The 25,140-nt window shown below is 69.8% G+C and carries 30 protein-coding genes; 21 read left to right on the forward strand and 9 right to left on the reverse strand.

What is annotated here, in order from left to right; translation table 11 throughout:
• Positions 1-2: 2 nt before the first annotated feature.
• Positions 3-656 (reverse strand): hypothetical protein, encoded by a 654-nt coding sequence (locus tag OOK40_RS26700; RefSeq protein ID WP_266486812.1) that lies wholly within the window; start codon positions 654-656, stop codon positions 3-5.
• A gap of 314 nt (positions 657-970) precedes the next feature.
• Here OOK40_RS26700 and OOK40_RS26705 point away from each other — a divergent pair, with 314 nt between their 5' ends.
• Positions 971-1,408 (forward strand): hypothetical protein, encoded by a 438-nt coding sequence (locus OOK40_RS26705; protein WP_266486813.1) that lies wholly within the window; start codon positions 971-973, stop codon positions 1,406-1,408.
• A gap of 342 nt (positions 1,409-1,750) precedes the next feature.
• On the opposite strand, the gene OOK40_RS26710 is transcribed toward OOK40_RS26705, so the two are convergent.
• Genes OOK40_RS26710 through OOK40_RS26720 form a run of 3 tightly spaced genes read right to left on the reverse strand, consistent with a single transcriptional unit; the run spans position 1,751 to position 3,658 of the window.
• The gene (locus OOK40_RS26710) at positions 1,751-2,536 is read right to left on the reverse strand and encodes an NUDIX domain-containing protein (protein WP_266486814.1); all 786 of its coding nucleotides are present in this window, start codon (positions 2,534-2,536) and stop codon (positions 1,751-1,753) included.
• Positions 2,533-2,802: a DUF397 domain-containing protein gene (locus OOK40_RS26715; RefSeq protein WP_266486815.1), complete on the reverse strand. Its 270-nt coding sequence runs from the start codon at positions 2,800-2,802 to the stop codon at positions 2,533-2,535. Before OOK40_RS26715 ends, OOK40_RS26710 begins: the two co-directional genes overlap by 4 nt.
• A gap of 1 nt (position 2,803) precedes the next feature.
• Positions 2,804-3,658, reverse strand: coding sequence for a helix-turn-helix transcriptional regulator (locus OOK40_RS26720; protein WP_266486816.1), 855 nt, complete (start codon positions 3,656-3,658; stop codon positions 2,804-2,806).
• A gap of 196 nt (positions 3,659-3,854) precedes the next feature.
• Between OOK40_RS26720 and OOK40_RS26725 the strand changes: the two genes are divergently transcribed.
• The 5 genes from OOK40_RS26725 (at position 3,855) to OOK40_RS26745 (ending at position 5,549) form a co-directional block, all read left to right on the forward strand.
• A complete protein-coding gene (locus tag OOK40_RS26725; RefSeq protein ID WP_266486817.1) occupies positions 3,855-4,058 on the forward strand; it encodes a hypothetical protein in 204 nt (67 codons plus the stop codon).
• The gene (locus OOK40_RS26730) at positions 4,058-4,471 is read left to right on the forward strand and encodes an ATP-binding protein (RefSeq protein WP_266486818.1); all 414 of its coding nucleotides are present in this window, start codon (positions 4,058-4,060) and stop codon (positions 4,469-4,471) included. The genes OOK40_RS26725 and OOK40_RS26730 overlap by 1 nt, the downstream gene beginning before the upstream one ends.
• 55 nt (positions 4,472-4,526) lie before the next feature.
• Complete coding sequence (locus OOK40_RS26735; protein ID WP_266486820.1) at positions 4,527-4,841, forward strand: hypothetical protein; 315 nt, start codon at positions 4,527-4,529, stop codon at positions 4,839-4,841.
• A gap of 224 nt (positions 4,842-5,065) precedes the next feature.
• Complete coding sequence (locus tag OOK40_RS26740; protein WP_266486822.1) at positions 5,066-5,287, forward strand: hypothetical protein; 222 nt, start codon at positions 5,066-5,068, stop codon at positions 5,285-5,287.
• Positions 5,256-5,549 carry a hypothetical protein gene (locus OOK40_RS26745; protein ID WP_266486824.1) on the forward strand — a complete coding sequence of 98 codons (294 nt, stop codon included), beginning with the start codon at positions 5,256-5,258 and terminating at the stop codon, positions 5,547-5,549. Before OOK40_RS26740 ends, OOK40_RS26745 begins: the two co-directional genes overlap by 32 nt.
• Before the next feature lie 223 nt (positions 5,550-5,772).
• Here the strand turns inward: OOK40_RS26745 and OOK40_RS26750 are convergent, their stop codons facing one another.
• Positions 5,773-6,051 (reverse strand): hypothetical protein, encoded by a 279-nt coding sequence (locus tag OOK40_RS26750; RefSeq protein WP_266486826.1) that lies wholly within the window; start codon positions 6,049-6,051, stop codon positions 5,773-5,775.
• Positions 6,052-6,112: 61 nt separating this feature from the next.
• Here OOK40_RS26750 and OOK40_RS26755 point away from each other — a divergent pair, with 61 nt between their 5' ends.
• The 7 genes from OOK40_RS26755 (at position 6,113) to OOK40_RS26785 (ending at position 11,515) form a co-directional block, all read left to right on the forward strand.
• A complete protein-coding gene (locus OOK40_RS26755) occupies positions 6,113-6,691 on the forward strand; it encodes a L,D-transpeptidase (RefSeq protein WP_266486828.1) in 579 nt (192 codons plus the stop codon).
• Positions 6,692-6,810: 119 nt separating this feature from the next.
• Positions 6,811-7,539 carry a hypothetical protein gene (locus OOK40_RS26760; protein WP_266486829.1) on the forward strand — a complete coding sequence of 243 codons (729 nt, stop codon included), beginning with the start codon at positions 6,811-6,813 and terminating at the stop codon, positions 7,537-7,539.
• 123 nt (positions 7,540-7,662) lie between these two features.
• Complete coding sequence (locus OOK40_RS26765) at positions 7,663-8,115, forward strand: hypothetical protein (RefSeq protein ID WP_266486830.1); 453 nt, start codon at positions 7,663-7,665, stop codon at positions 8,113-8,115.
• Between the two features lie 69 nt (positions 8,116-8,184).
• Complete coding sequence (locus OOK40_RS26770) at positions 8,185-8,745, forward strand: RNA polymerase sigma factor (protein ID WP_266486831.1); 561 nt, start codon at positions 8,185-8,187, stop codon at positions 8,743-8,745.
• A 3-nt stretch (positions 8,746-8,748) separates the two neighbouring features.
• Entirely contained in the window at positions 8,749-9,519 is a 771-nt protein-coding gene (locus OOK40_RS26775) for a hypothetical protein (RefSeq protein WP_266486832.1), read from the forward strand.
• 257 nt (positions 9,520-9,776) lie between these two features.
• Positions 9,777-10,532 (forward strand): RNA polymerase sigma factor, encoded by a 756-nt coding sequence (locus OOK40_RS26780; RefSeq protein WP_266486833.1) that lies wholly within the window; start codon positions 9,777-9,779, stop codon positions 10,530-10,532.
• Complete coding sequence (locus OOK40_RS26785; RefSeq protein ID WP_266486834.1) at positions 10,532-11,515, forward strand: hypothetical protein; 984 nt, start codon at positions 10,532-10,534, stop codon at positions 11,513-11,515. The genes OOK40_RS26780 and OOK40_RS26785 overlap by 1 nt, the downstream gene beginning before the upstream one ends.
• A 203-nt stretch (positions 11,516-11,718) precedes the next feature.
• On the opposite strand, the gene OOK40_RS26790 is transcribed toward OOK40_RS26785, so the two are convergent.
• Positions 11,719-12,585, reverse strand: coding sequence for a L,D-transpeptidase family protein (locus OOK40_RS26790; protein WP_266486835.1), 867 nt, complete (start codon positions 12,583-12,585; stop codon positions 11,719-11,721).
• Between the two features lie 297 nt (positions 12,586-12,882).
• On the opposite strand from OOK40_RS26790, the gene OOK40_RS26795 reads away from it, so the two are divergent.
• The 3 genes from OOK40_RS26795 to leuE all read left to right on the forward strand — a co-directional run bounded on the left by OOK40_RS26795 (position 12,883) and on the right by leuE (position 15,401).
• A complete protein-coding gene (locus tag OOK40_RS26795) occupies positions 12,883-14,463 on the forward strand; it encodes a methylmalonyl-CoA mutase (RefSeq protein ID WP_266486837.1) in 1,581 nt (526 codons plus the stop codon).
• A 100-nt stretch (positions 14,464-14,563) separates the two neighbouring features.
• The gene (locus OOK40_RS26800; RefSeq protein WP_266486843.1) at positions 14,564-14,686 is read left to right on the forward strand and encodes a hypothetical protein; all 123 of its coding nucleotides are present in this window, start codon (positions 14,564-14,566) and stop codon (positions 14,684-14,686) included.
• A 61-nt stretch (positions 14,687-14,747) separates the two neighbouring features.
• On the forward strand, positions 14,748-15,401 hold the full coding sequence (gene leuE / locus OOK40_RS26805; protein WP_266486845.1) for a leucine efflux protein LeuE: 654 nt from the start codon (positions 14,748-14,750) through the stop codon (positions 15,399-15,401).
• Here leuE and OOK40_RS26810 read toward each other — a convergent pair.
• Complete coding sequence (locus OOK40_RS26810) at positions 15,388-16,797, reverse strand: FAD-dependent monooxygenase (protein WP_266486846.1); 1,410 nt, start codon at positions 16,795-16,797, stop codon at positions 15,388-15,390. The genes leuE and OOK40_RS26810 overlap by 14 nt on opposite strands.
• Positions 16,798-16,835: 38 nt before the next feature.
• Between OOK40_RS26810 and OOK40_RS26815 the strand changes: the two genes are divergently transcribed.
• Entirely contained in the window at positions 16,836-17,477 is a 642-nt protein-coding gene (locus OOK40_RS26815; RefSeq protein WP_266486848.1) for a TetR/AcrR family transcriptional regulator C-terminal domain-containing protein, read from the forward strand.
• A 66-nt stretch (positions 17,478-17,543) separates the two neighbouring features.
• On the opposite strand, the gene OOK40_RS26820 is transcribed toward OOK40_RS26815, so the two are convergent.
• A complete protein-coding gene (locus tag OOK40_RS26820; RefSeq protein WP_266486849.1) occupies positions 17,544-18,863 on the reverse strand; it encodes a polysialyltransferase family glycosyltransferase in 1,320 nt (439 codons plus the stop codon).
• Complete coding sequence (locus tag OOK40_RS26825) at positions 18,863-19,843, reverse strand: glycosyltransferase family 2 protein (RefSeq protein WP_266486850.1); 981 nt, start codon at positions 19,841-19,843, stop codon at positions 18,863-18,865. Before OOK40_RS26825 ends, OOK40_RS26820 begins: the two co-directional genes overlap by 1 nt.
• Positions 19,844-20,030: 187 nt before the next feature.
• Between OOK40_RS26825 and OOK40_RS26830 the strand changes: the two genes are divergently transcribed.
• The 4 genes from OOK40_RS26830 to OOK40_RS26845 all read left to right on the forward strand — a co-directional run bounded on the left by OOK40_RS26830 (position 20,031) and on the right by OOK40_RS26845 (position 24,989).
• A complete protein-coding gene (locus tag OOK40_RS26830) occupies positions 20,031-21,356 on the forward strand; it encodes a DUF6716 putative glycosyltransferase (RefSeq protein ID WP_266486851.1) in 1,326 nt (441 codons plus the stop codon).
• A 50-nt stretch (positions 21,357-21,406) separates the two neighbouring features.
• The gene (locus OOK40_RS26835) at positions 21,407-22,699 is read left to right on the forward strand and encodes an acylneuraminate cytidylyltransferase (RefSeq protein WP_266486853.1); all 1,293 of its coding nucleotides are present in this window, start codon (positions 21,407-21,409) and stop codon (positions 22,697-22,699) included.
• A 12-nt stretch (positions 22,700-22,711) separates the two neighbouring features.
• The gene (locus OOK40_RS26840; RefSeq protein WP_266486854.1) at positions 22,712-23,635 is read left to right on the forward strand and encodes an N-acetylneuraminate synthase family protein; all 924 of its coding nucleotides are present in this window, start codon (positions 22,712-22,714) and stop codon (positions 23,633-23,635) included.
• Positions 23,636-23,906: 271 nt separating this feature from the next.
• Positions 23,907-24,989, forward strand: a complete 1,083-nt coding sequence (locus OOK40_RS26845) for a hypothetical protein (RefSeq protein WP_266486856.1) — start codon at positions 23,907-23,909, stop codon at positions 24,987-24,989.
• The last annotated feature ends 151 nt before the right edge of the window (positions 24,990-25,140 follow it).

The following is a 25,140-nucleotide window of genomic DNA, read 5'->3' on the forward strand; positions in this document are numbered from 1 at the left end:
CCTTAGGAGGTTGACTTTCTCCATTGGGCGCCGGGAATCTCGTCGAGGTAGGAGAGGTGCCGGGGATCTGGGCTTGCCGCTTGTACCTGTACAAAACCTGCGCGGTCTTCTTGAGTCGTGCGTCCGCGAGTCGGCACGACATCTGCCACTACGTTTTCACTCATGAATATGCGATAGCCTGGAGCAGGCCATCTCCAATCGCCGAACGCGACTTCTTCGAGAGGCGCCAGGACATCGCCCAACAGTTGCTCTTCGAGTTGGGTGCACCAGTACTGTGCTCTTGCGCGGAACACGGCCTCCTGCACGGCGCTGTGCACGATGAGCTGGGGGAGGCTTTCTGTGGTCCGCTCCCATTCCTCGTAGACCTCCGCGTCGTACGTGATGTTCGGATTCTCTGTGTCGAAGGCCCATCGCCAATCGCCTGTTGCATCCTCCATGAAGACGGCTTTGCCGTCCTCTGCTTTCACCTCCTCGGGTGCGAGCATTCTCTTCATGCCCATGAGAGGCGTTGACCATTGAGCCGAGAGGCTGTGCCACTCCTTGAGAGATTCGGGCAGCCAGTCGCACTCAGCGGGCAGAGTGCCAGGTGGCACATTGGCAGGGCCGTGCCAATTGGCAAGGAACTGAGGCAAGTTAATGCTTGCTGGATCGATCACCCTGCCATTATGGCATGCGCAGTAATTGAGCGATGCTGTCGGTGGATGGCAAAGTCGGCCCGCGGCAGCCCGCGATCTCGCTAGCCAGTCTCGCGCGCTCGGTGATCGCGTGGCGGAGAGGCTGCGCGCCTCCCTCTCGCATGATTCTGACCTGAGGGCGCAAGAATTGGCGGACAGTGTTTTGCGGAGTGCGCAGGTAGTCTAGGCTCCTCTGGTCTCGATTTGGGCTCTCGCGTGGCGCAGGCCGCGCGAGAGCCCCTGCCTGAGTGCATCCACTAGTCTCAGTTACTTTCGTTCACATTGAGAGGTGTGGAATGCCGGAATTGGGCAGGCGAGAGATTCCAGGTCTGCTGCTGCGTATGGTTCCGGAGTCTCGGCGCATCATCGAGGCCGCAGCCGGGGCGCCCGCTGGCCAGGCTGTATCGGGCAGTATGGAATGGTTTGACCTCTATGACTTCCTGTCGGCTGTCTTCCGGGGTCTGCTGAGCCCGGCGCTCACGGAGAAGAATCGTGACGACGACCTCCTGGCCAGGAGTTTCGACTTCGTGGAGACGGTCCTGCGGAGCTCCAACGAATCAGTGAGCGGCGCAGGGTACTTCCAGGTCGTGGAGCCGCTGTTCGGCAGCGAAGACCTCCTGGTTGCGGCAGTCCCGGTGATGCGCGAAGAGACCCTGCGGCTCACCTTGAGCGAACTGGACACGGAGCGGCTGTCCTCCGGGGCCCGTGCGGCGCTGGTTGACTACTTGACTTGAGTCCGGGGGAGAGTCCGACCTGGTATGTCATTGCGAATGCGCCGTCAGACGCCGGCGTCTGCGACCGGTCATGTTCGGTTATGGCTGCGCGGAGTGTGCGCAGCAGGTCTGTACGCCGTTGCGCTGCTCATGCTGGTACTGACCCTTCCGGCCGTGGGCGCCCGGACGACCCCCGCCGTCCTGGGCACAGTTCCCCGAGCACTACAGGTGCGCGTGCGGCGCCGAGCTGTTGTTCGTCTGCCAGGTGCCGGAAGGCTGGGAGTTCGACGTCAGCCCCGGCCTGCCGGAGCAGCCCGACACCCTCGGCAGCGACAGCTATGTACTGTTCCTCGCCAACGAGGTCTATCTCCTGGCCTGCCCGGCACGCTGCGATCCGGCGGCAGTCTGGCCGGTGAACCAGAACTGATCGTGGCGCAGGAGGACCGGCTCCAAGTAGTCCACGTGCGGGCCGGTGAGGCCGGCCAGGTCGGCGGGGGAGCGGACGAGGGCGATCCGGTCAAGTTCCGGGTCGCGGCCGAGGGCACGTTCGGAGGACGTGAGGGCCGCGTACCGCTCGTGCAGCCATGACACCGGGCGGGGCGGGGCCTGGAACAGGACGCCGACGCTGCCGTTCGCGCCCCGGGTGACCTGCCACCGGGTGAGGTCGTCGGCGGAGATGCCGATGCCGGTCTCCTCGGTCAACTCCCGGGCGGCGTGGCTGCGGAGCGCGGCCACGTCGAGAGGTTCACCGTCCGGCGGGGGTTCCACCGAGCCGCCCGGGAGCTGCCAGCGGCCGGGCGAGGTCGTCCAGGGCGCCATCCGCCCCACCAGCAGACGCCCGTCGTCCGCCGGCTGCGCGACGGCCACGAACAAGGACGGCAGGCGCACACTCGCGCCGGGCACCCTGCGCAGGGCGTAGAGCCGGTAGGTCGCCCGTACCCAGGTCAGGGCGAGGCCCTGTGGCCCCTCCCGTTCCAAGTCCGTGCACGCCGCCACCGGCCCGTCGAACAGGGCCGGGTTGGCCCGGACCGCCGCGTCCCAGGCGTCGTCCATGGCCCGACGGTCCTCCGGCGACAGCCGGGTCGGCGGGGCCTCGACCAGGCGGAGCCGGTCGGCGTCGAAGAGTTCGACGCCGCAAGGCTGTGTCACGCGGTGGCGGCCGACTTGAGGGAGGCGACGAACGACGTCCAGGCCGGGGCGGTGATCGTGAGGACCGGGCCGTGGGGGAGCTTGGAGTCGCGGACGGGGACGACGCCTGTGTGGGCGTCGCACACCTCGACGCAGTCTCCACCGCTGCCGTTGCTGTGGCTGCTCTTGCGCCAGGCGGCCGCGCCGGGGAACGCCTCGGCGACCTCCACGCAGTTTCCGCCGTCGCCGTTGCTGTAACTGCTCTTGCGCCAGACAGCGGTGCTCAAGTCAATCCCGTTGCTTGCCATTTCGGTCATCCTCAGCCGCTTGCTCGATCCGGGCGAGGGACGCCTCAGGTGGCAGCGCGGCGGCCCTGAGCCGATCGTATGCCTTGCGGTACTGCTTCACGAGAGCCGGATCGTCGAGGGTGTCCCCGCTGTACTGAGCCTCTGTGTAGACCAGGGGCGGGGCATCCGGGAAGGTCATGATCATGGCGGTGCCGAGCATGAGGGGATGCGGTGCACGGTTCCACGGAAGGATCTGTGGAACGATCCGGCGGCCCTTCGCCAATGCCGCGATCCGCTCCAGCTGTTCGGCCGCCTGCACCGGCGGGAGGATCGGCTGACGCAACAGCGACTCGGGAAGGATCGCCCAGTACTCCGGGGTCCTGTGGTCGCCCTCGAAGAGCCGGGCCCGGGCCATGCGGGCACTGACCTTCTCCTCCACCTCGTCGTCCGGAGCCAGCGGGTGCGCCGACCGCACCACCGCCCGTGCGTACGCGTCCGTCTGCAGCAGGCCCGGAATCAGCGTCGGGCACCACTCCTCGATCGTTTCCGCGTGCTTCTCCGCCTCCAGCACGCGCTCGAAGTAGCTGGCGTGACCTCGCCTCTTCGCCTTGCGTACGTCCTCGCAGCAGCGCCTGAAGAAGCCGTCCGTGCCGAGCACCTTGTCCACGTGCTCGGCCAGTTCCGCCGGCATGCGGCGTTCGCCCCGCTCGATCTCGCTGAGGTGGCTGGGGCCGTAGAAGCTGCCCTCGACCAGCTGCGTGAGGGTGAGCCCCGCCTCCTCCCGTTTCCAGCGCAACTCCTTGCCGTAGAAGGTGGGGACGCTCGCCGAGCCGTCGATGTCCTTGCGCTGCCCCATCGTTCACCGCCCTTGGTGCCGTTACCGCCCGTTTCCCCGCGTGTCCGCCCGAGTCCCGGTCATTCCCGCGCCGATGCCAACCGGCATAAGCAAACGCGCAGTTCAGGGCGGGGAGCCCGAACCTCTTTCACGGTACGCGGCACCGCGTCAGGGTGTGAGCAGTTCGTCACAGAGCGCACTGGAAGGTGTGACCCCCATGCACGACCACCCTGACGTTCAGGACTGCGCCGAGGAGTTGCGGGCCGCCCTCGCCGCCCACGGCATCACGCTGCCGTCCCTCGGCGTCGATCTGCCGACCGTCGCGGCCAGCTACCGCACCCCGCCCCTCATCGCGCTGGGCAACTGCAACCTGGCCACCGCGCGCGCCCTGGTCGCCGCCCTGCGCAAGGGAGTTGCGTGATGCGACCACCGCTCACCCTGGAACTGCTCGCCACACCGAAGGACGTGCCCGAGGTCCGCCGGGCCCTGCGTGCGTACATGGGCGGGCCGTGCGCCGACCTCCAGCTGTGCGCCAGCGAACTGATCACGAACGTCGTCCGCCATCTCGGGGAGGGCGTCCCCGTGACCGTCCGTGTGGTCTGTGAGCAGGGCCGTACGCGGCTGGAGGTCACCGACCCCGACCCCCGGGTCCTGCCTCTCCTGCGCAAGGCCGCCGCCGCCGACGACGAGACCGGCCGCGGCATCGCTCTGCTCGATGCCGTGACCCTGCGGTGGGGCGTGGAGCAGGGGACCGGCAGCAAGACCGTGTGGTGCGAGATGCAGAGCATTCATGACGGTTCGCGAGGAATGGTCGTCGGCGCGATGGGAAGCTGATCGCTGTCAGCGCGCCCGGGTGCGTCGGCGTAATACGTCGTGATACTGTCACCGTATGGCGAAGACTCGGATTTCGATCAGCCTCGACCCCGAGGATGCCGAGCGCATCAGGGCGGTCGCCGCCGAGAATGGCCTCGACGTCTCTGCGTTCCTGGTCATGGCGGGTCGCAAGGAGGCTGCCCGGCTGGCGCGGATAGCGGAGTCATTCGCCGACATCGATGCCGCGATCGCGGAGGCGGAGGCGGAGGCGGAGACCCTGCCCTGGCCGCTCGACGGTGATGTCGATGCGGAGGAGCTGGCCCGTATCGAGGCCGAGATCGCTGCGGCCCGTGCCGCGTCCGCCGCGCGCCGACGCGGGGCCGCGGCGTGAACCTGGGCTGTCCTACCTGTCCTGACCTTGACGCTCTCGGTGACGTCGTCTACGACGCCGGGATGCTCATCGCTCTCGCCGACAAAAGGCCCGGGCCCGCTCTCGCCAGGCACCGGGCGTTCAGCCGGAACGGGCTCCCGGTGGTGCCGGCCCCTGTGGTTGCGCAAGCTTGGCGGGGCGGGGCTGCGCGGGCTCATCTCGCCAGAGCGCTCAAGGATTGTGCGGTGGTGTGCTGCTACACGGATACGGAATGGCGGCGGGTGGGCGAGCTGATCGGGCGGGCGGACTTGCCTGCCAAGAAGCGGCCCGATCCTGTCGACGGGCTGGTCGCGCTCACCGCACTGCAGATCGGCGCGGCGATGGTCGCGACATCCGACCCCGGGGACATCCAGGCGTATCTGGATCAGCTGCCGGGTGCGACGCCGATCATTCCCGTACGTATCTGAACCGGGCTACACGCTGAGTGATCCGTACGGGGGTTCGTCCGAGCAGGCGGACCAGTTCTTCCTGCTCACCGAGGGTGACGACCCGGACCACTGGCCGATCTTCGCGACGGCGGACATCCCGGACTCCTGGCGCCGGTTGGGCGGCTCGACCGCCGAGGTCGTCTTCCGCATGCTCACCGAACGCTCGCATCCCTTTTCGACCGCTCGGTACTTCGATACGCACTGGTTCCAGAGTTACGAGGACCGAAGCGACGCGCAGTGATCATGGGTGACTTGGCAGGGTTGATCACGAACGACCCGGGGTCACCGGCACGGAGGGGGGCACGGGGCCGCCGTGACGTGCCCGGCCGCCCCGGACGACGAGGCCTCCAGGGCGATTCGTCGGAATGGTCCGCCAGTTCGCGTTCCGGCGTCGACCTGATATAAACCGGCCATACTTCGCCGTGCCGATCCGGCCGTCGCGTCCTGCCCATCACCCTGAAGGGTTACTTCGTGCTGCCCTCGTCCCGTAACTTCTCCGCCGCTCTGGCTGCCACCGGCGCGATATTCCTGGCCACGGCTTGCGGGCACCAGGGCCAGGACGCCCCGGCCGCCGACGCCGCCGCGGCCACCTCCACCAGCGTGACGTCGGACGCGCCCGCCTCGTCCGCCTCGCCGAGCGGTTCCGCCTCCGCTTCGGCGTCTGCTTCCCCCTCGAACTCCGCCTCCGCCTCCGCGAAGCCGTCCGACAGCGCGAAGCCGGCGGCCAGCGGCTCCAGCGCCACCGGGAACGGCGGTACGGGGACTGCTCAGGCGGCCCCGACGGCCCACGCGCCGAACTTTCCCGTGCGTGTCGACGTGGGCAATGCCACCCAGGTCATCACCGTGAAGGCCAGCGGGTCGTACGCCACCGTGACCGCATGGGCCAAGGGGTCGTCCGGCTGGAAGTCCGTCATCTCCGACAGCGGCCGGGTCGGCTCGAACGGCGTCGTCGACGGCGCAACACGCAGGCAGAGCACGTACACCACGCCCTCGGGCACGTACACCATCACCGAGGGCTTCGGGGTCGAGTCCAGCGGCACGAGCATGCCGTACACCCGGGTCAACGACAGCCACTGGTGGGTGCAGGACCCCGAGTCGAAGTTCTACAACCAGATGCACACCGCGGCCGGAGCCGACTTCCCGCTCACCGAGACCGGTGACCGCGGCAGTGAGCACCTCATCAACTACCCGACCCAGTACGCCAAGGCCCTGGTCATCAACTTCAACCGCTGGCCCGCCACGCCCGGCCGCGGTGCCGGGATCTTCCTGCATGTCAACGGCAAGGGGGCGACCGCGGGCTGCGTATCGGTGCCGCGCTCGACCATGGACCGGATCATGGGCTGGATCCAGCCCGGCGCGCACCCGCGCATCGCCATCGGCTGATGAGGGTGAACCGCAGATTTGCCGCCCTGGTCTTCCCGCTTTCCGTCGCGTTGATCGGTTGCTCTGCTGAAGAGCAACCGACGGCGTCCGTCGACTCCGCCGCGTCACAGAGCCCCGAAGTGAAGAAGACGGAGCCTGCGAAGCCCGTCACTCCAGAGGAGTTCCTCGACCGGGCGGAACAGGCGATGGCGGCCGAGGGCGGCTGGACGTTCGCCGTGAAGGGAAGCGAGGATCTTGTCTTTCAGGGGCAGGCGAGCTCCGCTTCGTACAAGGCCACGGCAGAGCGGACCCAGGACCCCTCAGCTCCCTCAAGCCTGCATTCCTCAGGGTCCGTCCTCAGCAAGGGGAAACGTAAGCCTGAAGAGATCTTCGTGATCGACGGGACGGCGTACGTCAAGGAAGGCGCCGACGCGTGGAAGCGCGGGCCCGCCTCCGATCCCGACATGCAGAACAAGGTGGAAGACCCCGTCGCAGCCCTGGCGGAGTTCAGGACATACGTTCAGGAATCGGGCGACGACGTCACGCTGGCCAAGGCCGGAGGCAAGGTCAAGCTCCAAGTCCGCTCCGGGTCGCGGAAGTTGTCGCAGAAGGCGATGCGCGAGCTGAAGCCGACCCTGAAGCAACTCCAGAAGGCCGGGGTTGCGGCGACCGAGGACCAACTCACCCTGTCCCGGGTGGAGGAGACGCTGATCCTCGACCCGGCGACGTACCGAGTCGAATCCCACCGGTTCCGGTTCGGGTTCCTGATTCCTTACGGGGGGCAGGACATCACCTACAGCCAGGACGTGACGGAGGAGATCCGGGGCGTCTTCGACGGGGATATCGAGCTTCCCGCAAGCATCGGCTGAGGCCGAGCGCGTCGACGGCGGCCGAAGCGTGACGACGGCTGTACGCGCGGCTCGAACTCGTGTGTGAGAACCGTCACTTCCGTACACCGTGATGTTCTGCGCCGACCTGGCGCTTGGTCATACATGGATACGGACTTTGGAGTGCTGCCCAGCGCTGCCGACATGCGCGCGTACGTCGCCGGGGTCGTCGACCGCCTCACGCAGCGCAGCAGGCTGCCGCTCGACTACTCCGTCGCCAGCCTGCGGCTCGTCGACTTCATGGTGGACGGGGTACGCCGCGGCCGACCGGACATCGGGCAGGTCGCCGGGCTGCTCCAGGGACTCGGGGCGTACACGGGAGAGGTGATCGTCCGGCGGGCCGGGGCGGAGTGGGTCGACCTCGGCGCCGCGCAGCGGGAGTTGTTCGGGCAGCCGGCGGGCGTCCGGATGCCCGACGGACGGGTGTGGAATCCGCTCGGCAAGGTCGTCAACCGCTTCGAACTGGGCGGCCCTGAAGAATCCGTTCAGCGCCTCTATCTTTTGCTGCACGGGCGGGCGCGCAGGACCGTCGACTCGAGGGCCGCCTGTGGACGGTGACGTTTCTCGGTCTCCGTACGCAGAGAAGTAGGGGCATGTGCCAAGAGGCGCCGGTGCGGAGAGGGAAGTGTGGGGGCGTACGACGCGGAACTCGGAGCTGCCGTCGAGCGGGCGCAGCAGGGGGACGAGGACGCCTTCGCCGTTGCGTACCGGCTGGTGCAGCCGGGGCTGATCGGGTACGTCCGAGGGCTTGTCGGCGACGATGCCGAGGACGTGGCGGCCGAGGCGTGGCTGGAGATCGCCCGCGACCTCGGTCGTTTCCGGGGGGACGGTGCGGGGTTCCGGGGCTGGACTGCGACGATTGCCCGGCACCGCGCCCTGGATCATCTGCGCAGGCAGAAGCGGCGTCCGCGTACCTCTTTACTCGACCGGGACGTGCTGGACCTTCCGGGCGGACAGGACACGGCCGCCGCGGCGCTCGAAACGCTTTCCACCGAGCGTGCTCTCGCGCTGATCGGCCGGCTGCCGCGCGAGCAGGCGGAAGCCGTACTGCTGCGTGTGGTCGTCGGACTCGACGGGCCGGCGGCGGCACGGGTACTGGGCAAGCGCCCCGGCGCCGTACGCACTGCGGCGCACCGGGGACTGAAGGGACTGGCGGAGCTACTGGCCAGGGCGTACGCCGAAGGATGAGAGATGAAACCCGAACCGCAGGACCCGCGCACACCTGAGCTCGAAAGGCTGCTCGGGGCGGCGCGCAGACCCGGCATGCTCGATACCGGTGCCGAGGAGCGGGCGCTCCAGGCCTTCCGGGAGGCGCGCGAGGCGGGCCTGTTCACGGCGCGGGTGCGGTGGCGGCGGAGCCGGGACGACTGGCGGACGGCCGGTGAGCGGCACCGGGTGCGGGTCTTCAGGGCGCTGGTGGCGGGCATTGCCGCGGCGGCCGCGGTGGGCGGAGTTGCGGTCGCGGCCGGGAAGGGTGCGATCCCGTCGCCGTTCGGGGGCGGCGCGGGGCCGAAGCCGGTACGGAGCGCGCCCGCGGAACCGGGGCCCGAGGAAGAACGGGCCCGCGAACGGCGCGGGACAGGAGCACCGGAGAGCCCGGCGCGACCCACGCGGCCGTCCCCGGACGCGACTCCCCCTGCACGTCCGGGCTCGGCGCGGGACACAGCCGCGCACTGCCGTGTGTATCTGGCGGCCGTTTCGCCCCGGGGCGCGGCCATGGCCCGGCTGGAAGCGGCCGCGGGCGGGCCGGAGTTCGTACGGGCCTACTGCGAGCGGCTGTTGCAGGGTGAGATGTCCGACATCCGGCCGAACCCTGCGGACGGCCGCCCGGACGGAAAGCCCGCGAAAGGGAAGTCCGCGGAGACGAAGCCGTCCAAGAAGCCGGAGAAGCCGGGGAAGCAGGGCAACAGGCGAGCGGCTGGTCTCGACGGCCGGGACATAACGGCGGCCCGACCCCGCTGACCGGGTAGATGCAAGGACGACCGGGGCCGCCACCCCCCACAGGAGAGGCCCCGGTCGTCGTTCGCCGGGGCCGCAGAGCGGCCCCGTACTTCTCTCAGCGCCGAGCGTGCGTTTTCTGTCACACCCCGCTGTGGCAGCATGATGTTGCTGGTTGTACAAAATGTGGACGCGGCCGGGTGCAAGCACGTAGCGTGCTGATTCGCGCAGGGTGGCGCGGCAGTGGTGACCAGCTGCGATTCAGGACAGGGTATGGGGTAGTGCTGGGGGACGACGCGGAGTTGACCGCCGCGGTGCTCGCGGCGCAGGCCGGGAACGAAGACGCCTTCCGGACTGTGTACCGCGCTGTGCATCCGCGGCTGCTCGGGTATGTACGCACCTTGGTCGGCGATCCCGACGCCGAGGACGTCGCCTCCGAGGCATGGCTCCAGATAGCTCGCGACCTCGACCGGTTCAGCGGCGACGCCGACCGTTTTCGCGGCTGGGCCGCACGGATCGCCCGTAACCGGGCCCTCGACCACATACGCATGCGAGGCCGCCGCCCCGCCGTGGGCGGTGACGAGACCGAACTGACGGGCAAGCCCGCCGAGTCGGACACCGCGGACGAGGCCATGGAGGCGCTCGCAACCGGCAGCACCATGGCGCTCATCGCCCAGCTGCCGCAGGATCAGGCCGAAGCCGTCGTACTGCGCGTCGTCGTCGGTCTTGACGCGAAGAGCGCGGCCAAGACGCTGGGCAAGCGGCCCGGAGCCGTACGGACGGCAGCGCACCGCGGGCTGAAGCGCCTCGCCGAACTGCTGGGCGCGGATGCCGCGGACTATGCGGACTTCATGGACAGTCAGGATGATACGGACAGTCGGGATGCTCCGAATAATTCGAACGGCTCGAACGGTTCGGCTCCCGAAGAGCGTGGCGCGGATCTGAACGGAGTACCGCCGCAGCGCGGGCCCCGGCCGGGCGCGTCGGCGCCCGCCGGTGTGACGCATTCACGCCTGCGGACGCAGAAGGACATGTGATGGCCGACGAGCAGTTCGAGTGGCTTGACAGGGAAGCGGCGGAGCGGATGCTGCGCGGCGAGCCGGTCGAGGCCTCGGACGAGCACGCCCGCATCCAGGCCGCACGACTCTCCCGCGCGCTGTACGAGGCGGGCCGGAACGAGTCTGTCGACTACGCCGGTGACGGCGAAATGCCCGGTGAGGCCGCCGCCTTGGCCGCCTTCCGCAAGGCCAGGGCGGACGCCGCGGCGCCCGCCGGGGAAGCCGTCGGCGCCGTACGGCTGGCTCCTTCGCATCGGCGCCCTGCGCGCCGCCCGCGCTTCGGCCGCCCGGTGCGCTTCGGACTGGTCGCCGCTGTCGCCGGCTGCGCGCTCGGCGGCGCCGCCGTCGCCGCGACGACCGGCCTCCTGCCCAGCCCCTTCAGTGGCGATCCGCTGCCCGCCTCCTCCGTCTCGGCGGCCGCGACCCCCGAGCCGCTGGTCTCCGACTCGCCCACCGGCGGGGGAGCAGTGGCTCCTCCGTACACCTCGGGATCGCCGAGCGCGCCCCTCTCGCCCTCGCCGAGCGACGGGACCGGAACTCCGGACCCCGCTGTCGGCGGCACCGACGGCAACTCGGGCCAGCAGCGCGGGGACGAGGACAAGTCCCGTCAGCAGCGCGAGGAGTGGTACCGCAAGACGGCGGACGCCTGCCGCGACTACCGCAGCGGCCATATCGCTCCGGACATCAAGCGGCGGCTGGAGGCCGCGGCCAAGGGCGCGGGTCGTATCGAGCGCTTCTGCGACCAACTGCTGGCTGGCGACACCCAGGGCAGCGGGGACGGCAGCGGCGAGAGCGGCAGTGACAGCGGCAGCGGTGACAGCCAAGACAGTGACGGTGGCGCCGGGAAGTTCTCCGGCGGCAGCCAGTCGGGCAGCGCGTCCGTGCCGCCCGTCGCCTGGACGCCCCTGCCGTCCGAAAGTGTTCCCTCGCCTTCGCCCAGCACCACGCTGTTCGCGCTCTGACCTGCGCTTCATTGCCGGGATCGAGTTTCGGACCCACCAGGTGTGACGTTTTTCGAGCCTGTGACGCAGTAGAAAGTGAGCCGACTGGTCATCGGCTGCGCCAGAGCCGGGGTTCCCCCCGTACCTACGACTCGGCGCAAATGGCGCGGGCGGGACACGTTCCCCCGGTCCCGCCCGCGCCCCTAACGGCCGACCTTCTCGACTCACCAGTAGATGACGACCTTGTCGCCGTTGTTGACCTGGTTGAAGAGCGAGGCGATCGCTCCCTTGTCCCGGACATTGACGCATCCGTGCGACGCGCCGTTGTAGCCACGGGCCGCGAAGTCCGCGGAGTAGTGCACCGCTTGACCGCCGCTGAAGAACATCGCGTACGGCATGGACGTGTGGTAGATCGTCGAGACGTGATCCCGCGACTTGTGGAACACGCTGAAGACGCCCTCGCGGGTCGGCGTGTACTGCGAGCCGAAGCGCACGTCCATCGTCGACCGCACCTTGCCGTTGACCACCCAGGAGAGAGTGCGGGTGGTCTTGCTGACGCAGATCACCCGGCCCGTCATACAGCGCGGATCCAGCTTCGCCGACGGCTTGTTGACCGTCCTGCCCGCCAGCTCGTCGCGCGTCGGCTCCTTCGTCATACCGAGCAGCCGCTGCCAGGTCACGGTGTCCGTGTCACCTGTCGTCGGCAGCCCCCGCTTGCCCTGGAAGCCCTTGACCGAGGCGACCGTAACCGGACCGTAGGTGCCGGTCGGGGTGTCGTCGAACCAGCCGATCTGTGCCAGCCGGGCCTGCAGTTCACGCACCTGCTCGCTCTTGGTGCCGCTCGCCATCAGCACCTTGGGCTTCGGGGCAGCGGACTCACTCGGATTCTCACTCGGATTCTCTCCGGGCTTCTCACTCGGCTTCGCCGACGGCGTGGCCGGATCCGAAGAAGACGGCGGCTGCGCGGACGCCGTGCTCCCCGCCTTCGAGTCGGCCGGGCGGCCGGTCGCTGCCTGGGCCGTGCAGCCCGCGGTCACGGCGAGCACCGCGGCCGCGGCGAGTGATCTGCGTATGACGATGTTCCGAAGCATGTCGCCCCCCTGTATCTGCTGTGCCTCATGAGACAGATTCCCGGCCTGCTCGGTTGCGCAATCCCGCGCATGATGGGGAGAAAGCCGTGCGGAGGGTTGTGAGCCAGGGCCTGTCGTTCGGATCAGGCCGGATCAGTGAGCGGGGTCTGGTGCGTGCGCACCAGGGCACGCGAGCCCGGCAAGATCCGAACGACAGGCCCTAGGTCCCAGCGCAGGGCTCTCCATCCGTCGGGGAGCCGCCGCTACAGTCCGTCGCGAGGTTGATTACCAGCGAGTAGCTTCAGCGGAGGCACAGACATGGCGCGCGAGTCCGAGTCGGGACTGCCCATCGAACCGGTCTACGGGCCGGAGGCTCTTCAGGGGTGGGACCCGGCCGAGAAACTGGGCGAGCCCGGCTCGTACCCCTTCACCCGCGGTGTGTATCCGTCGATGTACACCGGCCGTCCGTGGACGATGCGCCAGTACGCGGGCTTCGGCACCGCCGTCGAGTCCAACGCCCGCTACAAGGAGCTCATCGCCCACGGCACCATGGGCCTCTCGGTCGCCTTCGACCTGCCGACCCAGATGGGGCACGACAGCGATGCGCCGCTCGCCCACGGCGAGGTCGGCAAGGTCGGCGTCGCCATCGACTCGATCGACGACATGCGCGTCCTGTTCGGCGGGATCCCGCTCGACAAGGTCTCCACGTCGATGACGATCAACGCCCCCGCGGCGCTGCTCCTGCTGCTCTACCAGCTCGTCGGCGAGGAGCAGGGCGTGCCCGCGGACAGGCTCACCGGCACGATCCAGAACGATGTGCTCAAGGAGTACATCGCCCGCGGCACCTACATCTTCCCGCCCAAGCCCTCGCTGCGGCTGATCGCCGACATCTTCAAGTACTGCAGGGCCGAGATCCCGAAGTGGAACACCATCTCCATCTCCGGCTACCACATGGCGGAGGCCGGGGCCTCGCCCGCGCAGGAGATCGCCTTCACGCTCGCGGACGGCATCGAGTACGTGCGTACGGCGGTCGCGGCCGGCATGGACGTCGACGACTTCGCGCCGCGCCTGTCCTTCTTCTTCGTCGCCCGTACGACGATCCTGGAGGAGGTCGCCAAGTTCCGTGCCGCGCGCCGCATTTGGGCCCGGGTGATGCGTGAGGAGTTCGGCGCGAAGGACCCCAAGTCGCTGATGCTGCGCTTCCACACCCAGACGGCCGGGGTGCAGCTGACCGCGCAGCAGCCCGAGGTGAACCTGGTGCGGGTCGCCGTCCAGGGTCTCGCCGCGGTGCTGGGCGGCACCCAGTCGCTGCACACCAACTCCTTCGACGAGGCGATCGCCCTGCCGACGGACAAGTCGGCCAGGCTCGCCCTGCGGACGCAGCAGGTCCTTGCGTACGAGACCGATGTGACCGCGACCGTGGACCCCTTCGCGGGTTCGTACGTCGTCGAGAAGATGACGGACGACGTCGAGGAGGCGGCGCTGGCGCTGATGCGGCGGGTCGAGGACCTGGGCGGCGCGGTCAGCGCGATCGAGCACGGCTTCCAGAAGAACGAGATCGAGCGCAGCGCGTACCGCATCGCGCAGCAGACCGACAGCGGCGAGCGGGTCGTGGTCGGCGTCAACCGCTACACGCTGGACGCGGAGGAGCCGTACGAGCCGCTGCGGGTCGACCCGGCGATCGAGGCACAGCAGGCGGAGCGCCTGTCGAGGCTGCGGGCCGAGCGCGATCAGGCAGCCGTCGACGCGGCGCTCGCGGAGCTGAGCAAGGCCGCCGAGGGCACGGACAACGTGCTGTACCCGATGAAGGACGCGCTGAAGGCGCGGGCGACGGTGGGCGAGGTGTGCGACGCACTGCGCGCGGTGTGGGGGACGTACGTCCCGACCGACGCGTTCTGAGCTTCCCCGGGAGTGTGACGTTTCCGGCCGCCGTGGCGCAGCGGAAAGTGAGCCGACTGGTCATCGGGCGTCGAAGCCCGCACGATGCCAAGGAGGCGTTATGGCAGGGGAGTTCTGGCGGACGATCCGGAAGGCCATCGAGAAGGACAACTGGACTGCCCGCCTGGTCGTGGTTCTCCTCGCGACAGGAGCCGCCATGTTCGGTGCACGCATCTGCTGCTGATCCATTCCGCGATACGGAACACAGAGGCGGAGTGTCGTACCCATGTGCGACACTCCGCCTCATGTTGGGTGTTACCGACCTGCCGACCTATCTCGCAGGCCTCGTCCTGCTCGTTCTGCTGCCGGGGCCGAACTCGCTGTACGTGCTCTCGGTCGCCGCGCGCCGTGGCGTGCGTACGGGCTACAAGGCCGCCGCCGGTGTGTGGTGCGGCGACACCGTGCTGATGGTGCTGTCCGCGGCGGGCGTCGCCTCGCTGCTTCAGGGCAATGCTCTGCTCTTCGGGATCGTGAAGTTCGCGGGCGCCGGCTATCTGACCTGGCTGGCGTTCGGGATGCTGCGCGCCGCGTGGTCGATGTGGCGCAGCCGCCGGGAGCTGACGGCCGAGCAGTCGGCACCCGCCGATGCGCCCGCCGCTGAGCGGCCGTTCCGCAAGGCGCTGGTGATCAGCCTGTTCAATCCCAAGGCGATCCTCTTCTTCATCGCCTTCTTCGTGCAGTTCGTCGATCCCGGATACGCCTATCCGGCGCTGTCCTTCGTCGTGCTCGGCGCGTTCGCGCAGCTGGCCAGCTTCCTCTATCTGACCCTGCTGATCTTCACCGGCACCCATCTTGCGCCCGCCTTCCGCCGCCGCAAGCGGCTGTCGGCGGGGGCGACGTCGGCAGCCGGCGCGCTCTTCCTGGGCTTCGCGGTGAAGCTCTCGCTCAGCAGCGCTTGACCTTCGCGAGGTAGTCGTTCAGGCCGGTCGTGTCCTCGCCCGCCCAGCCGACATGGCCGTCCGGGCGTACGAGGAAGAGGCCCTTGCCGTACGGCTCGTACGCCTCGATGCGGTGTATATGCACCAACTCGCCCTCCAGCAGGGGCAGTTCGGCGTCCGTGCCGACCGCGAGCAGGGTGAAGTGCGGGCCGCGGAAGAGGTCGAAGAGCCGCTGCCCGCCGGGCAGCGGGCCGTCCGGGGCGCGGTCTCCCGCCTCCAGTGCGCCCGCCGAGCCGGAGGCGAGCGGGCCGCCGCGGTAGCCGAGGCCCAGCTGCATCGTGGCCGCGCCGCGCTGCTCCTCGCCCCGGTGGATACGGGTCGACAGGCCGAGCATCTGCGCGGCGACGGGGAGCCGTTCCTGCTCGTAGGTGTCGAGCAGTGACCCGGGCGCGCCGTGGCGCAGTACCTGGCCGAGCTTCCAGCCTAGGTTGTACGCGTCCTGGACGCTGGTGTTGAGGCCCTGCCCGCCGGCGGGGGAGTGGACGTGGGCCGCATCGCCCGCCAGGAACACCCGCCCTTCACAAAAGCGCTCGGCCATCGCCGCGCGCGGCCGGAAGTCCGATGCCCACAGGATCTCGGTGACCTCGTCGGCGGTCAGATGGGTGCGGCCGGCGACCAGGGCCCGTACGCCCGCGGGCGAGATGTCCGGCTCGCCGTCGGTGCACTGGCCCACCAGCTGGAAGTCGTCCGTCCCCGGCAGCGGGCAGAGGGCGAGATAGCCCGCGCCGTCGCCGGGGAAGACGTGCCAGTTGAGCCGGTCCAGGGTGGGGATGCGGACATCGGCGACCAGCATCGGCGCCGGGTCGACGTCCTCGCCGGTCATCGCGATGCCCAGCGCCCGGCGCACCGTGGAGCGGCCGCCGTCGGCCGCGACCGCGTAGGCGGCGCGCACCGTCCCGGTCGACAGCTGCGCGCTCACGCCGTGCTCGTCCTGGGTGATCCGCGTCAGCGTGGTGCCGAAGGCGACGCTGCCGCCGAGCTCGGTCAGCCGGGCGTGCAGGATCTGCTGGGTGCGCCACTGCGGGAGCAGCCAGGGCTCTCCGTACGGCGCGGAATCCGTGGGCCCGGGGCGCTCGAACATGTCGTGCTCGCCCTGCCGGGTGCCGTTCTGCCAGACCATCCCGACCGGGGCCGCCCCGCCCGACACGAGGACCGCGTCCACCACGCCCAGGTCGTCGAGGACCTCCATGGTGCGGGGCTGGATGCCCTTGCCGCGGGAGCCGGGGAAGAGGGCGTCCGACTGCTCGACGACGAGGGCGCGCACGCCGCGGCGGGTCAGATCGCAGGCGAGGGCGAGCCCGGTGGGTCCGGCCCCCACGACCAGTACGTCCGTTTCCTTAACGCTGTTAAGTTCCATGATTGGAAGGATGAGCTTAACGCTGTTAAGTTGTCAAGGTGGCTGCTGAACGACTCGACCGGACCCGGGTGGCGCGGGCCGCCCTTCGCCTGCTCAACGAAGTGGGCCTCGAAGGACTGACGCTGCGCGCGATCGCCAAGGAGCTCGACGTCAAGGCGCCCGCGCTGTACTGGCACTTCAAGGACAAGCAGGCGCTGCTCGACGAGATGGCCACGGAGATGGTGCGGCGGATGGCGGCGGACCTCGCGCCGTCGGAGCCGCGGGGCGACTGGCCGGAGGTCCTCGCCGCGGCGATGCGGGGGCTGCGGGAGCATCTGCTGCGCTACCGGGACGGCGCGAAGGTCTACAGCGGTACGCACTTCACGGACACGAGCTACGCCGCGCCGATGGAGGCGCATCTGCGCCTGCTCACGGAGGCGGGCTTCACGCCGGGCGCGGCGGCGCGGGCGTGGCTCACCGCGTACAGCTACACGATCGGCTACGTCATCGAGGAACAGTCGATGGGGCCGGACCCGGCGACGGGCGCGGAGGGGTACGACCTTGCGGCGCGCGCCGAGCGGCTCGCGGAGTATCCGCTCGCGGCGGCGGCGGGGGAGGAGATTTTCCGCGGCCACGCGGAGGGGTTCGAGGTGGGGCTGGCGGCGGTGGTGGGGGGGGTGGGAGCGGTGCTGCGGAGGTGACGCCTGCGGGAACTGGGGGCTTCGCCCCCAGACCCCCAGTCCTCAAACGCCGGACGGGCTGAAAACTCAGCCCAGCGCCACCCGCTTCAGGCGGCGCGCCCTGCGCACCACACGCCGGACCGCCGCGTGACGCGGGACCGGGATCCCGCCCGGCAGGCCCAGCACCGTCAGCCTGCGCCGCTTGAAGTAGCGCATCGTGCGCGAGTCCAGGTGGCGGCCGAGATGCGCCACCGCCGCCTCCCGCAGATCCGGCCGCAGCTGCGGCTGCATCGCGTAGCCGACCGAGGTGACCAGGCCCTTCAGCGTGTCGTCCGCCTCCTTGGGCGTGCCGGACTCGCCGAGCGCCAGGTCCGGGACCAGTGCGTCGACGAGCGTCACCGGGATCCGGTTGCTGTTCTGGTACGGCGTGAGCCGGTCGAGCAGCGGCTCCGTGCCGATCCGGGCGACGGGGATGCCGTAGAAGGTGCTCGCCGTGAAGAGCGCGGTCGAGAAGCAGCCCGCCACCAGGGCGGGCCGCAGCTGACGGTAGAGCGCTTCCGCGATGATCGGCCGGTCCAGGACGGTCAGTTCCGCCTCCAGTGCCTCGGCCTCGCGCTCCAGCGCGCGCGTCCAGGACGCCGGCGCTGTGGGGTGCGGTTTGAATACGATCCGCCGGTGGCCGAGCGCGACCGCGCCCCGCACCATCCGCACATGGAGGGCCTCTTCCTCCTCGTGCGTGATGATGCCGAGCGCGGCGAGGTACTGGCCGAGCAGCAGTGCCGGACCGTCGCCATCGACGGGTGCCAGGTCGGTCACGGTGTCGGCGAGTTCGGCGACGACCTTGACGAAGGCCTCGGTCGGCACGACCTTCGGCTCGGCGCCGAACTCCGCGAGCAGCAGCGGCTTCAGACCCGGTACGAGGTCCAGGTGGAACAGCGTGCGCACCCGCTCGCCGACCAGCGGGTCGATCTTGTTGCGGGTGGGGCCGTAGCTCATGAGCCCGTCCGCGTACACGTCCAGCTTGGCGTCCGGGAAGAGCTGCGCGATCGCGAGCGCCGGGGTGACCTGGATGGACTCGACCGCCAGCTCGATGCTGTCGTCGCCGAGGTCCCACAGCATCCGCAGATACCGCTCCCACATCGGGATGTCGTCCAGGCGCGGGGACCAGCCTCCCGGATGGAAGGGGGCGATGGCCTCGTTCCAGGACAGCACCCCGTCGAAGCGGCCCCGCAGCTGCTCGAAGCCGGGCATCGCGTCGAGCGGGGGCGAAGTCTCGGGCGTCGTGGCGTTGTTGGCGACCAGGAGCAGGCGCCGGTCGGCGGTGGCGAAGGCGCCGCTGTCGATCGCCGCGGCGAGCGTTGCGGCCCCGTACAGGGAGGACGCGTAGAAGATCTGGGTCGTACGCATCAGGCCGCGGCCTCCGCCGAGAGAGAGGGGCGGCGGCGCAGCCTGCGCAGCCTGGACGCGCGCTCGGAGTCCATCGAGTCGAGCGCTTCCTTCAAAATGTCCTGCGGCATCCGTTTCAGTGCCGCCGCGCTCATCGCACGCAATTTCCGCGCCACTGCGGGTTCGAACCTCTCAACTGATCCCAGGTGGTGGGAAATAACGGCACAGTACGTTCGCACGGCTTTTGGAAGAAGGCGAGCGGAATCGTGATCCTTCGCCGTTTCTTCGAGCACCTGGTCGAATGCGCGGATGAAATCGAGCTGCCGAATGTCACCGATTTGTGTCAGGGATGATGCAACGCCGCGTCGGTAGAAGATCCCCAAGTGGCTGATCGCGGCGAAAGTTTCCGCCTCGCGGTGCAGCCGCCAGATCCACGGCCGGTCCTCGGCGGTGCGCAGTCCGTCGGTGAAGTGCAGCAGCCCGCGCTCGGCGAGCCGCCGGTGGTACATCCCCGCCCATGCCATCGGATAGTCGACGCCGGTGGAGCGGTCCGCGGGCAGGATCACGTCACGCGGCCGCAACACCTCGCCGCGCCGGCCGACCGGGACACGATGGACCGTGCGAGCCCTTGCCGTGCACTGCACGTGGTCGGTGCGGACGAAGTCGCAGCCCAGCTCCTCGATGGCCGTGAGCAGCGTCTCGTAGTGGCCGGGCGCCAGCCAGTCGTCGCCGTCCAGGAAGGTGAGGTACTCCCCGCTCGCGGCGTCGAGGCCGGTGTTGCGCGCGGTGGCGAGCCCGCCGTTCTGTTCATGTCTGATCAGCCGAGCGCCCGGAACCTCACGCTCCGCGCGCTCGAGGATCTCCGGTGTCCCGTCCGTCGAACAGTCGTCGACCAGCAGGAATTCGAAGTCCTCGCGGGCGTTCGCCTGGAGACTTCTGAGTGTGTCGGGCGCGTATGTCTGCACGTTGTAGAACGGCACGATGACGGAGAGCTTAACCACCCGCGTGAGGTTAGGTCGCCACCCGGCATTCGCCCTGTCCCTGGGAGAGATGATGGGTGAACGAAGAATGGCGGAATGGTTAACCAGCCTGATTCCCTGGCATTTTCGCCAACCGTCGACACGCTGTTAACCATCTGTTGCGGTCCAGTTGGGCCGTCAAACGGAATGCCTTTCTAACGTCCTCGACGTGCCATCAAGTACCAGCGAGGCCGTACGGGTCGCCGTGCTCGCCGACTCCGACACCCGGTGGAAATGGGGCGCGCTCACCGCGCGCCGTATCGCCCCGGACGACGCGACGAACCCCATCGAGCTGAGCGGCTTTCTGCTGCGCGGCCGGGCCACTCCCACGGCCCGCCAGCTCGCCGAGGTCAACGTGAGCGCCGACGAGCTGCGCGAGGTCACCAGGAACGAGTTCCTGCGGGCGATACGTGACGAGGGGTACGACGTGGTCGTGCTCGCCCTCGTCGGCGGTGCCGTGCAGGCGATGCTCCACGGAATGGCCGCACTGCGTCTGACCGAGCGGCCCGTCGTCGTCACCGGCTACGTCGGAGTCGTATACGAAAAGCTCGCCGACGGCCTGCTGCTGCGGCACGGCGCGGATGTCGTCCTCGCCAACTCCCGGCACGACGCGGACCGATTCCGCGCGGTGTACGAGGGCGTGGGCGCCGATGCCTCGTCCGTCACCGAGGCCGCGCTGCCCTTCCTCGGCGGCGCGCCCTACGAGCCCGAGGACGGCCGCGACACCGTCGTCTTCGCGGCCCAGCCCTCCGTGCCCGAGTCCCGCGCCGACCGCACCTATCTGCTGCGCCGGCTCGTCGAGCACGCCAGGCTCCACCCGCACCGCGAGGTGCTGCTGAAGCTGCGCTCCAAGCCGGGCGAGCACACCACACACCTCGAAGAGCTGCCCTACCAGAAGCTCGCCGACAAGCTGCCCGGCGGACTGCCGCCCAACTTCCGGCTCGTGTACGGGCACATGGGCGAGGTGCTCGACCGTACCGACCTGCTGGTGACGGTCTCCTCGACGGCCGCGCTGGAGTCCCTGCACCGGGGCGTGCCCACCGCGGTCCTCAGCGACCTGGGCGTGCGCGAGGCGCTCGGCAACCACCACTTCCTCGGCTCCGGGCTGCTGGCCTCCTGGGACGAGCTGGACGGCGGCCACCGTCCGGTCCCCGACCAGGACTGGCTGGCGCGGCAGGGCGTCGCCGCCGACGGTGCGTACGACACCGCCTTCGACGCGGCCCGCAAGCGCGTCGCCGAACTCCTTGAGGGGCCGGAGCTCGCGCCGATCGCGCCGTACTACACCCCCGCCACCGCGCCCGGCTATCTGCCCGGCATCCTCGCCCGCCACCACCTGGCCCCCGACGGCACCCCCCTGCCGGGCGCGGCCCCGAAGGCGCAGACCAGCGGACTGAGGCGCGTGGTGCGCGAGGCCGTACGCAACGCGGCGCGCGGCGCGTACCGCCACGGCGTGCAGCGCGTCGCCCCTGTCATCCGCCGGATGGGCGAACTGTGACGCCCGCCCGCGCCGGCGCCACCTCTCCACTTCCGTACTCAGGAGCACCGATGACCGTTCTCGCCGTGATTCCCGCCCGGGGCGGCTCCAAGGGCGTACCGGCCAAGAACCTGGCCCCCGTGGCCGGTGTACCGCTCGTCGCACGAGCCGTGCGCGAGAGCCTCGCCGCCCGCCTGGTCACCGATGTGGTGGTCTCCACGGACGACGCGGACATCGCGGCAGCGGCACGCGCCGCGGGAGCCGAAGTGGTGCTGCGTCCCGCCGCGATCGCCGGGGACACCGCCACCAGCGAGGCCGCGGTGCTGCACGCGATGGACGCCCACGAGGCGATGCACGGCGCGCCCGTGGACGTGGTCCTGCTCGTCCAGTGCACCAGCCCCTTCCTCACCCGCGAGGACGTCGAGGGCGTCGCGTCCGCGGTCATCGAAGGCGGCGCGGACAGCGCGGTCACCGTGGCCCCCTTCCACGGCTTCGTCTGGCGCGAGGACGAAAGCGACGGCGGCCCGGCGGTCATCGGCGCCCAGCGCGTCGGCGGCTCCACCGCGGTGCTCGTCGACACCGCCGCGGCCCGCGGATACGGCGTCAACCACGACGCGTCCTTCCGGCCCCGCCGCCAGGACCGGCCGCAGGACTTCCTGGAGACCGGGGCCGCGTACGCGATGTCCGCCACCGGCTTCCGGGAGGCCGGGCACCGCTTCTTCGGCCGCACCGCGCTCGTGCGCACCGACCCCGCGCGGGTCCTCGAAGTCGACGACCCGCACGACCTGTCCCGGGCCCGCGCGCTCGCGCCGCTCCTCGACACGCCCGCGCAGCCCACGCGCGAGGACGTCGACGCCGTCGTCCTGGACTTCGACGGCACCCAGACCGACGACCGCGTCTGGATCGACGCGGACGGCCACGAGACGGTCGCCGTGCACCGCGGCGACGGCCTCGGCATCGCGCATCTGCGCAGGGCTGGCCTGGAACTGCTGATCCTGTCGACCGAGCAGAACCCGGTCGTCGCCGCACGCGGCCGCAAGCTCGACATCCCGGTCCTGCACGGCATCGACCGCAAGGACCTCGCGCTGAAGCAGTGGTGCGAGGAGCGGGGCATCGCCCCCGACCGGGTGCTCTACGTCGGCAACGACGTCAACGATCTTCCGTGCTTCCACCTCGTCGGCTGGCCCGTGGCCGTCGCGAGTGCGCACGGCTCCGTACGTGCCGCGGCGCGCGCCGTCACTTCCACGCGTGGCGGCGAGGGGGCGATCCGCGAGATCGCCTCCTGGCTCCTCGGCCCGACGCTCAACACCCCTGAGAACACCCCCGCAACCCCTGCCACGTCCCACAACTCCCCCGAGAAGTAAGGAACGACCCCCATGAGCCCGTCCCGCCTGCGCACCCTCGGCACCAAGACCGCCGGTCCCGGCCACCCCGTCTATGTCACCGGTGAGATCGGCATCAACCACAACGGCGACCTGAACAACGCCTTTGCGCTCATCGATGCCGCCGCCGACGCCGGCTGCGACGCGGTCAAGTTCCAGAAGCGCACCCCGGAGATCTGCACCCCGCGCGACCAGTGGGACATCGAGCGCGACACCCCGTGGGGCCGGATGACGTACATCGACTACCGCCACCGTGTCGAGTTCGGCGAGGACGAGTACCGGCAGATCGACGCGCACTGCAAGAAGCGCGGCATCGACTGGTTCGCCTCCCCGTGGGACACCGAGGCAGTCGCCTTCCTGGAGAAGTTCGACGTCCCCGCGCACAAGGTGGCCTCCGCCTCGCTCACCGACGACGAGCTGCTGCGCGCCCTGCGCGCCACCGGCAAGACGGTCATCCTCTCCACCGGCATGTCGACGCCGAAGCAGATCCGTCACGCCGTGGAGGTGCTCGGCAGCGACAACATCCTGCTCTGCCACGCCACTTCGACGTACCCGGCCAAGGCCGAGGAGCTCAACCTCCGCGTCATCAACACCCTCCAGGGCGAGTACCCGAACGTCCCGATCGGCTACTCCGGCCACGAGACGGGCCTGCAGACCACGCTCGCCGCGGTCGCGCTCGGCGCCGCGTTCGTCGAGCGCCACATCACCCTCGACCGCGCCATGTGGGGCTCCGACCAGGCGGCCTCCGTCGAGCCGGGCGGCCTGCAGCGCCTGGTCCGCGACATCCGCACCATCGAGACAGCGCTCGGCGACGGCGTCAAGAAGGTCTACGACTCCGAGCTCGCCCCGATGAAGAAGCTGCGCCGCGTCGCGGGCGTCGTCGCCGAGGCCGACGACCGCGAGCCGGCCGCGGTCTGACGGGCCCGGCCGCCGTGCTGTCTCACCCCGGGAAGCCCTTCCCGGACCCCCGGCCGCACAGGCAGGCCGGGCCGGCCCAGCCGGCATCACGCGGTGAATGTCAGTGCTCCGTCTCCCCGGGGAGTATCCCCCGGACCCCCGGTCGCAGCGGCGCTCGGGCAGTCCCGGCATCACGCGGTGAATTTCAGTGCTGTGTCTCCCCGGGGGGCAACCCCCGGACCCCCGGTCGCAGTGGCGCTCGGGCCGTCCCGGCATCACGAGGTGAACTTCAGTGAATCTCGCTTTCGTCGAGAGTCCGGTCCAGCTCCTGAACGTCCTGGAGTGGGCCCACTCCAGGCCCGGTGCGACGCTGGACCGGGTCCCGTCACAGCCGGCCGGACCGGCAGCGGCGGCACGCCTGCCGGTTGCCGAACTCACGGTGGTCGTCCTGTCGCCCACCGACCCCATGTCGCGGGGCCAGCTGCGCCGGATGGCGGAGCTGGCCCGCGACGAGGGCTTCACGGTGCGCTGGCAGGAGGCGCGCGGCGGGACGAAGGCCCCGCTGAAGACGGTGCGGGAGCTGGCCCCGATGCTCCACCGGGCCGAGCGCATCGTCATAGGTGACCCGTTCTCGCGCTACGTACAGCTCCTGTTGACCATGACCGGCAGCAGGGATCTGACCATCGTCGACGACGGCACAGCAACGATGGAGTTCGTCGCGCAGCTCGCGCGCGGCGAGAAGCTGGTGCGCTGGCACCGGCGCGGCAGGCGGGGCCCGCGCGAACTCGTCCTCGCGCCCGTCACCTTTCTGGCCCGCCGCAGGCTCACGCCCTCCCGCAGCCGCCAGGTCGAGGTCTTCACCTCGATGCCGGTCGAGCCGCCGCCCGGGATCACCGTCACTGCGAACCGCTTCGCGTGGACCCGCTCCCGCTTCGGCCCGCCCAAGATCACCCGGGGCGCGGACCTGGTGGGCACGTCCCTGGTGGAGACGGGGGTCGTGGACCTTGACCAGTATGTCGAGGCGGTTGCCGCCCTGGCCCGTACGCACGGCGCCACCCGCTATTTCGCCCACCGCCGGGAGAGCTCGGACAAGCTCCACCGCCTCGCCGTCGAGACCGGCCTGGAGATCGTCCGCCCGGACCTGCCGCTGGAGCTGATCGCCCGCCGTGGCCCGATCGGCCGTACGGTCCTCAGCTTTCCGTCCACGGTCGTGCACACCCTGCCGCTCGCCCTGGTGGGTACGGGCGTCCAGGTGGCCGTCTGCGACATCGCCCCGGAGTGGCTCAGAGACAGCGCATCCCCGCGGGCCCAGGGATTTCTGGCTGGAGTCACGGGGACGGCCCGCGACGTCCAGCGGCTGCCGGCCCCTGCATAAGAGGCGCGCTCGCCCACTCGCGCTACGGTAGAGAAGAGGAGTGAGCTTACCCACACGAGCGTGCAACTATGCACCTCGCGGCCATCTTTCCTTCCCCTATCGGGTTGAACTTTTGTTGATCAGTGGTCAGTTGACCCCTGTCTGGGCCTAC

Source organism: Streptomyces sp. NBC_01481 (assembly GCF_026339995.1).
Classification (GTDB): Bacteria; Actinomycetota; Actinomycetes; order Streptomycetales; family Streptomycetaceae; genus Streptomyces.

Coding starts and splice junctions, on each gene's coding strand:
- OOK40_RS26705 (WP_266486813.1), top strand. CDS start 971: ATGCCGGAATTGGGCAGGCGAGAGATTCCAGGTCTGCTGCTGCGTATG.
- OOK40_RS26720 (WP_266486816.1), bottom strand. CDS start 3,658: ATGGGGCAGCGCAAGGACATCGACGGCTCGGCGAGCGTCCCCACCTTC.
- OOK40_RS26725 (WP_266486817.1), top strand. CDS start 3,855: ATGCACGACCACCCTGACGTTCAGGACTGCGCCGAGGAGTTGCGGGCC.
- OOK40_RS26730 (WP_266486818.1), top strand. CDS start 4,058: ATGCGACCACCGCTCACCCTGGAACTGCTCGCCACACCGAAGGACGTG.
- OOK40_RS26735 (WP_266486820.1), top strand. CDS start 4,527: ATGGCGAAGACTCGGATTTCGATCAGCCTCGACCCCGAGGATGCCGAG.
- OOK40_RS26765 (WP_266486830.1), top strand. CDS start 7,663: ATGGATACGGACTTTGGAGTGCTGCCCAGCGCTGCCGACATGCGCGCG.
- OOK40_RS26775 (WP_266486832.1), top strand. CDS start 8,749: ATGAAACCCGAACCGCAGGACCCGCGCACACCTGAGCTCGAAAGGCTG.
- OOK40_RS26785 (WP_266486834.1), top strand. CDS start 10,532: ATGGCCGACGAGCAGTTCGAGTGGCTTGACAGGGAAGCGGCGGAGCGG.
- OOK40_RS26790 (WP_266486835.1), bottom strand. CDS start 12,585: ATGCTTCGGAACATCGTCATACGCAGATCACTCGCCGCGGCCGCGGTG.
- OOK40_RS26795 (WP_266486837.1), top strand. CDS start 12,883: ATGGCGCGCGAGTCCGAGTCGGGACTGCCCATCGAACCGGTCTACGGG.
- OOK40_RS26800 (WP_266486843.1), top strand. CDS start 14,564: ATGGCAGGGGAGTTCTGGCGGACGATCCGGAAGGCCATCGAGAAGGAC.
- leuE (WP_266486845.1), top strand. CDS start 14,748: ATGTTGGGTGTTACCGACCTGCCGACCTATCTCGCAGGCCTCGTCCTG.
- OOK40_RS26810 (WP_266486846.1), bottom strand. CDS start 16,797: ATGGAACTTAACAGCGTTAAGGAAACGGACGTACTGGTCGTGGGGGCC.
- OOK40_RS26820 (WP_266486849.1), bottom strand. CDS start 18,863: ATGCGTACGACCCAGATCTTCTACGCGTCCTCCCTGTACGGGGCCGCA.
- OOK40_RS26835 (WP_266486853.1), top strand. CDS start 21,407: ATGACCGTTCTCGCCGTGATTCCCGCCCGGGGCGGCTCCAAGGGCGTA.
- OOK40_RS26840 (WP_266486854.1), top strand. CDS start 22,712: ATGAGCCCGTCCCGCCTGCGCACCCTCGGCACCAAGACCGCCGGTCCC.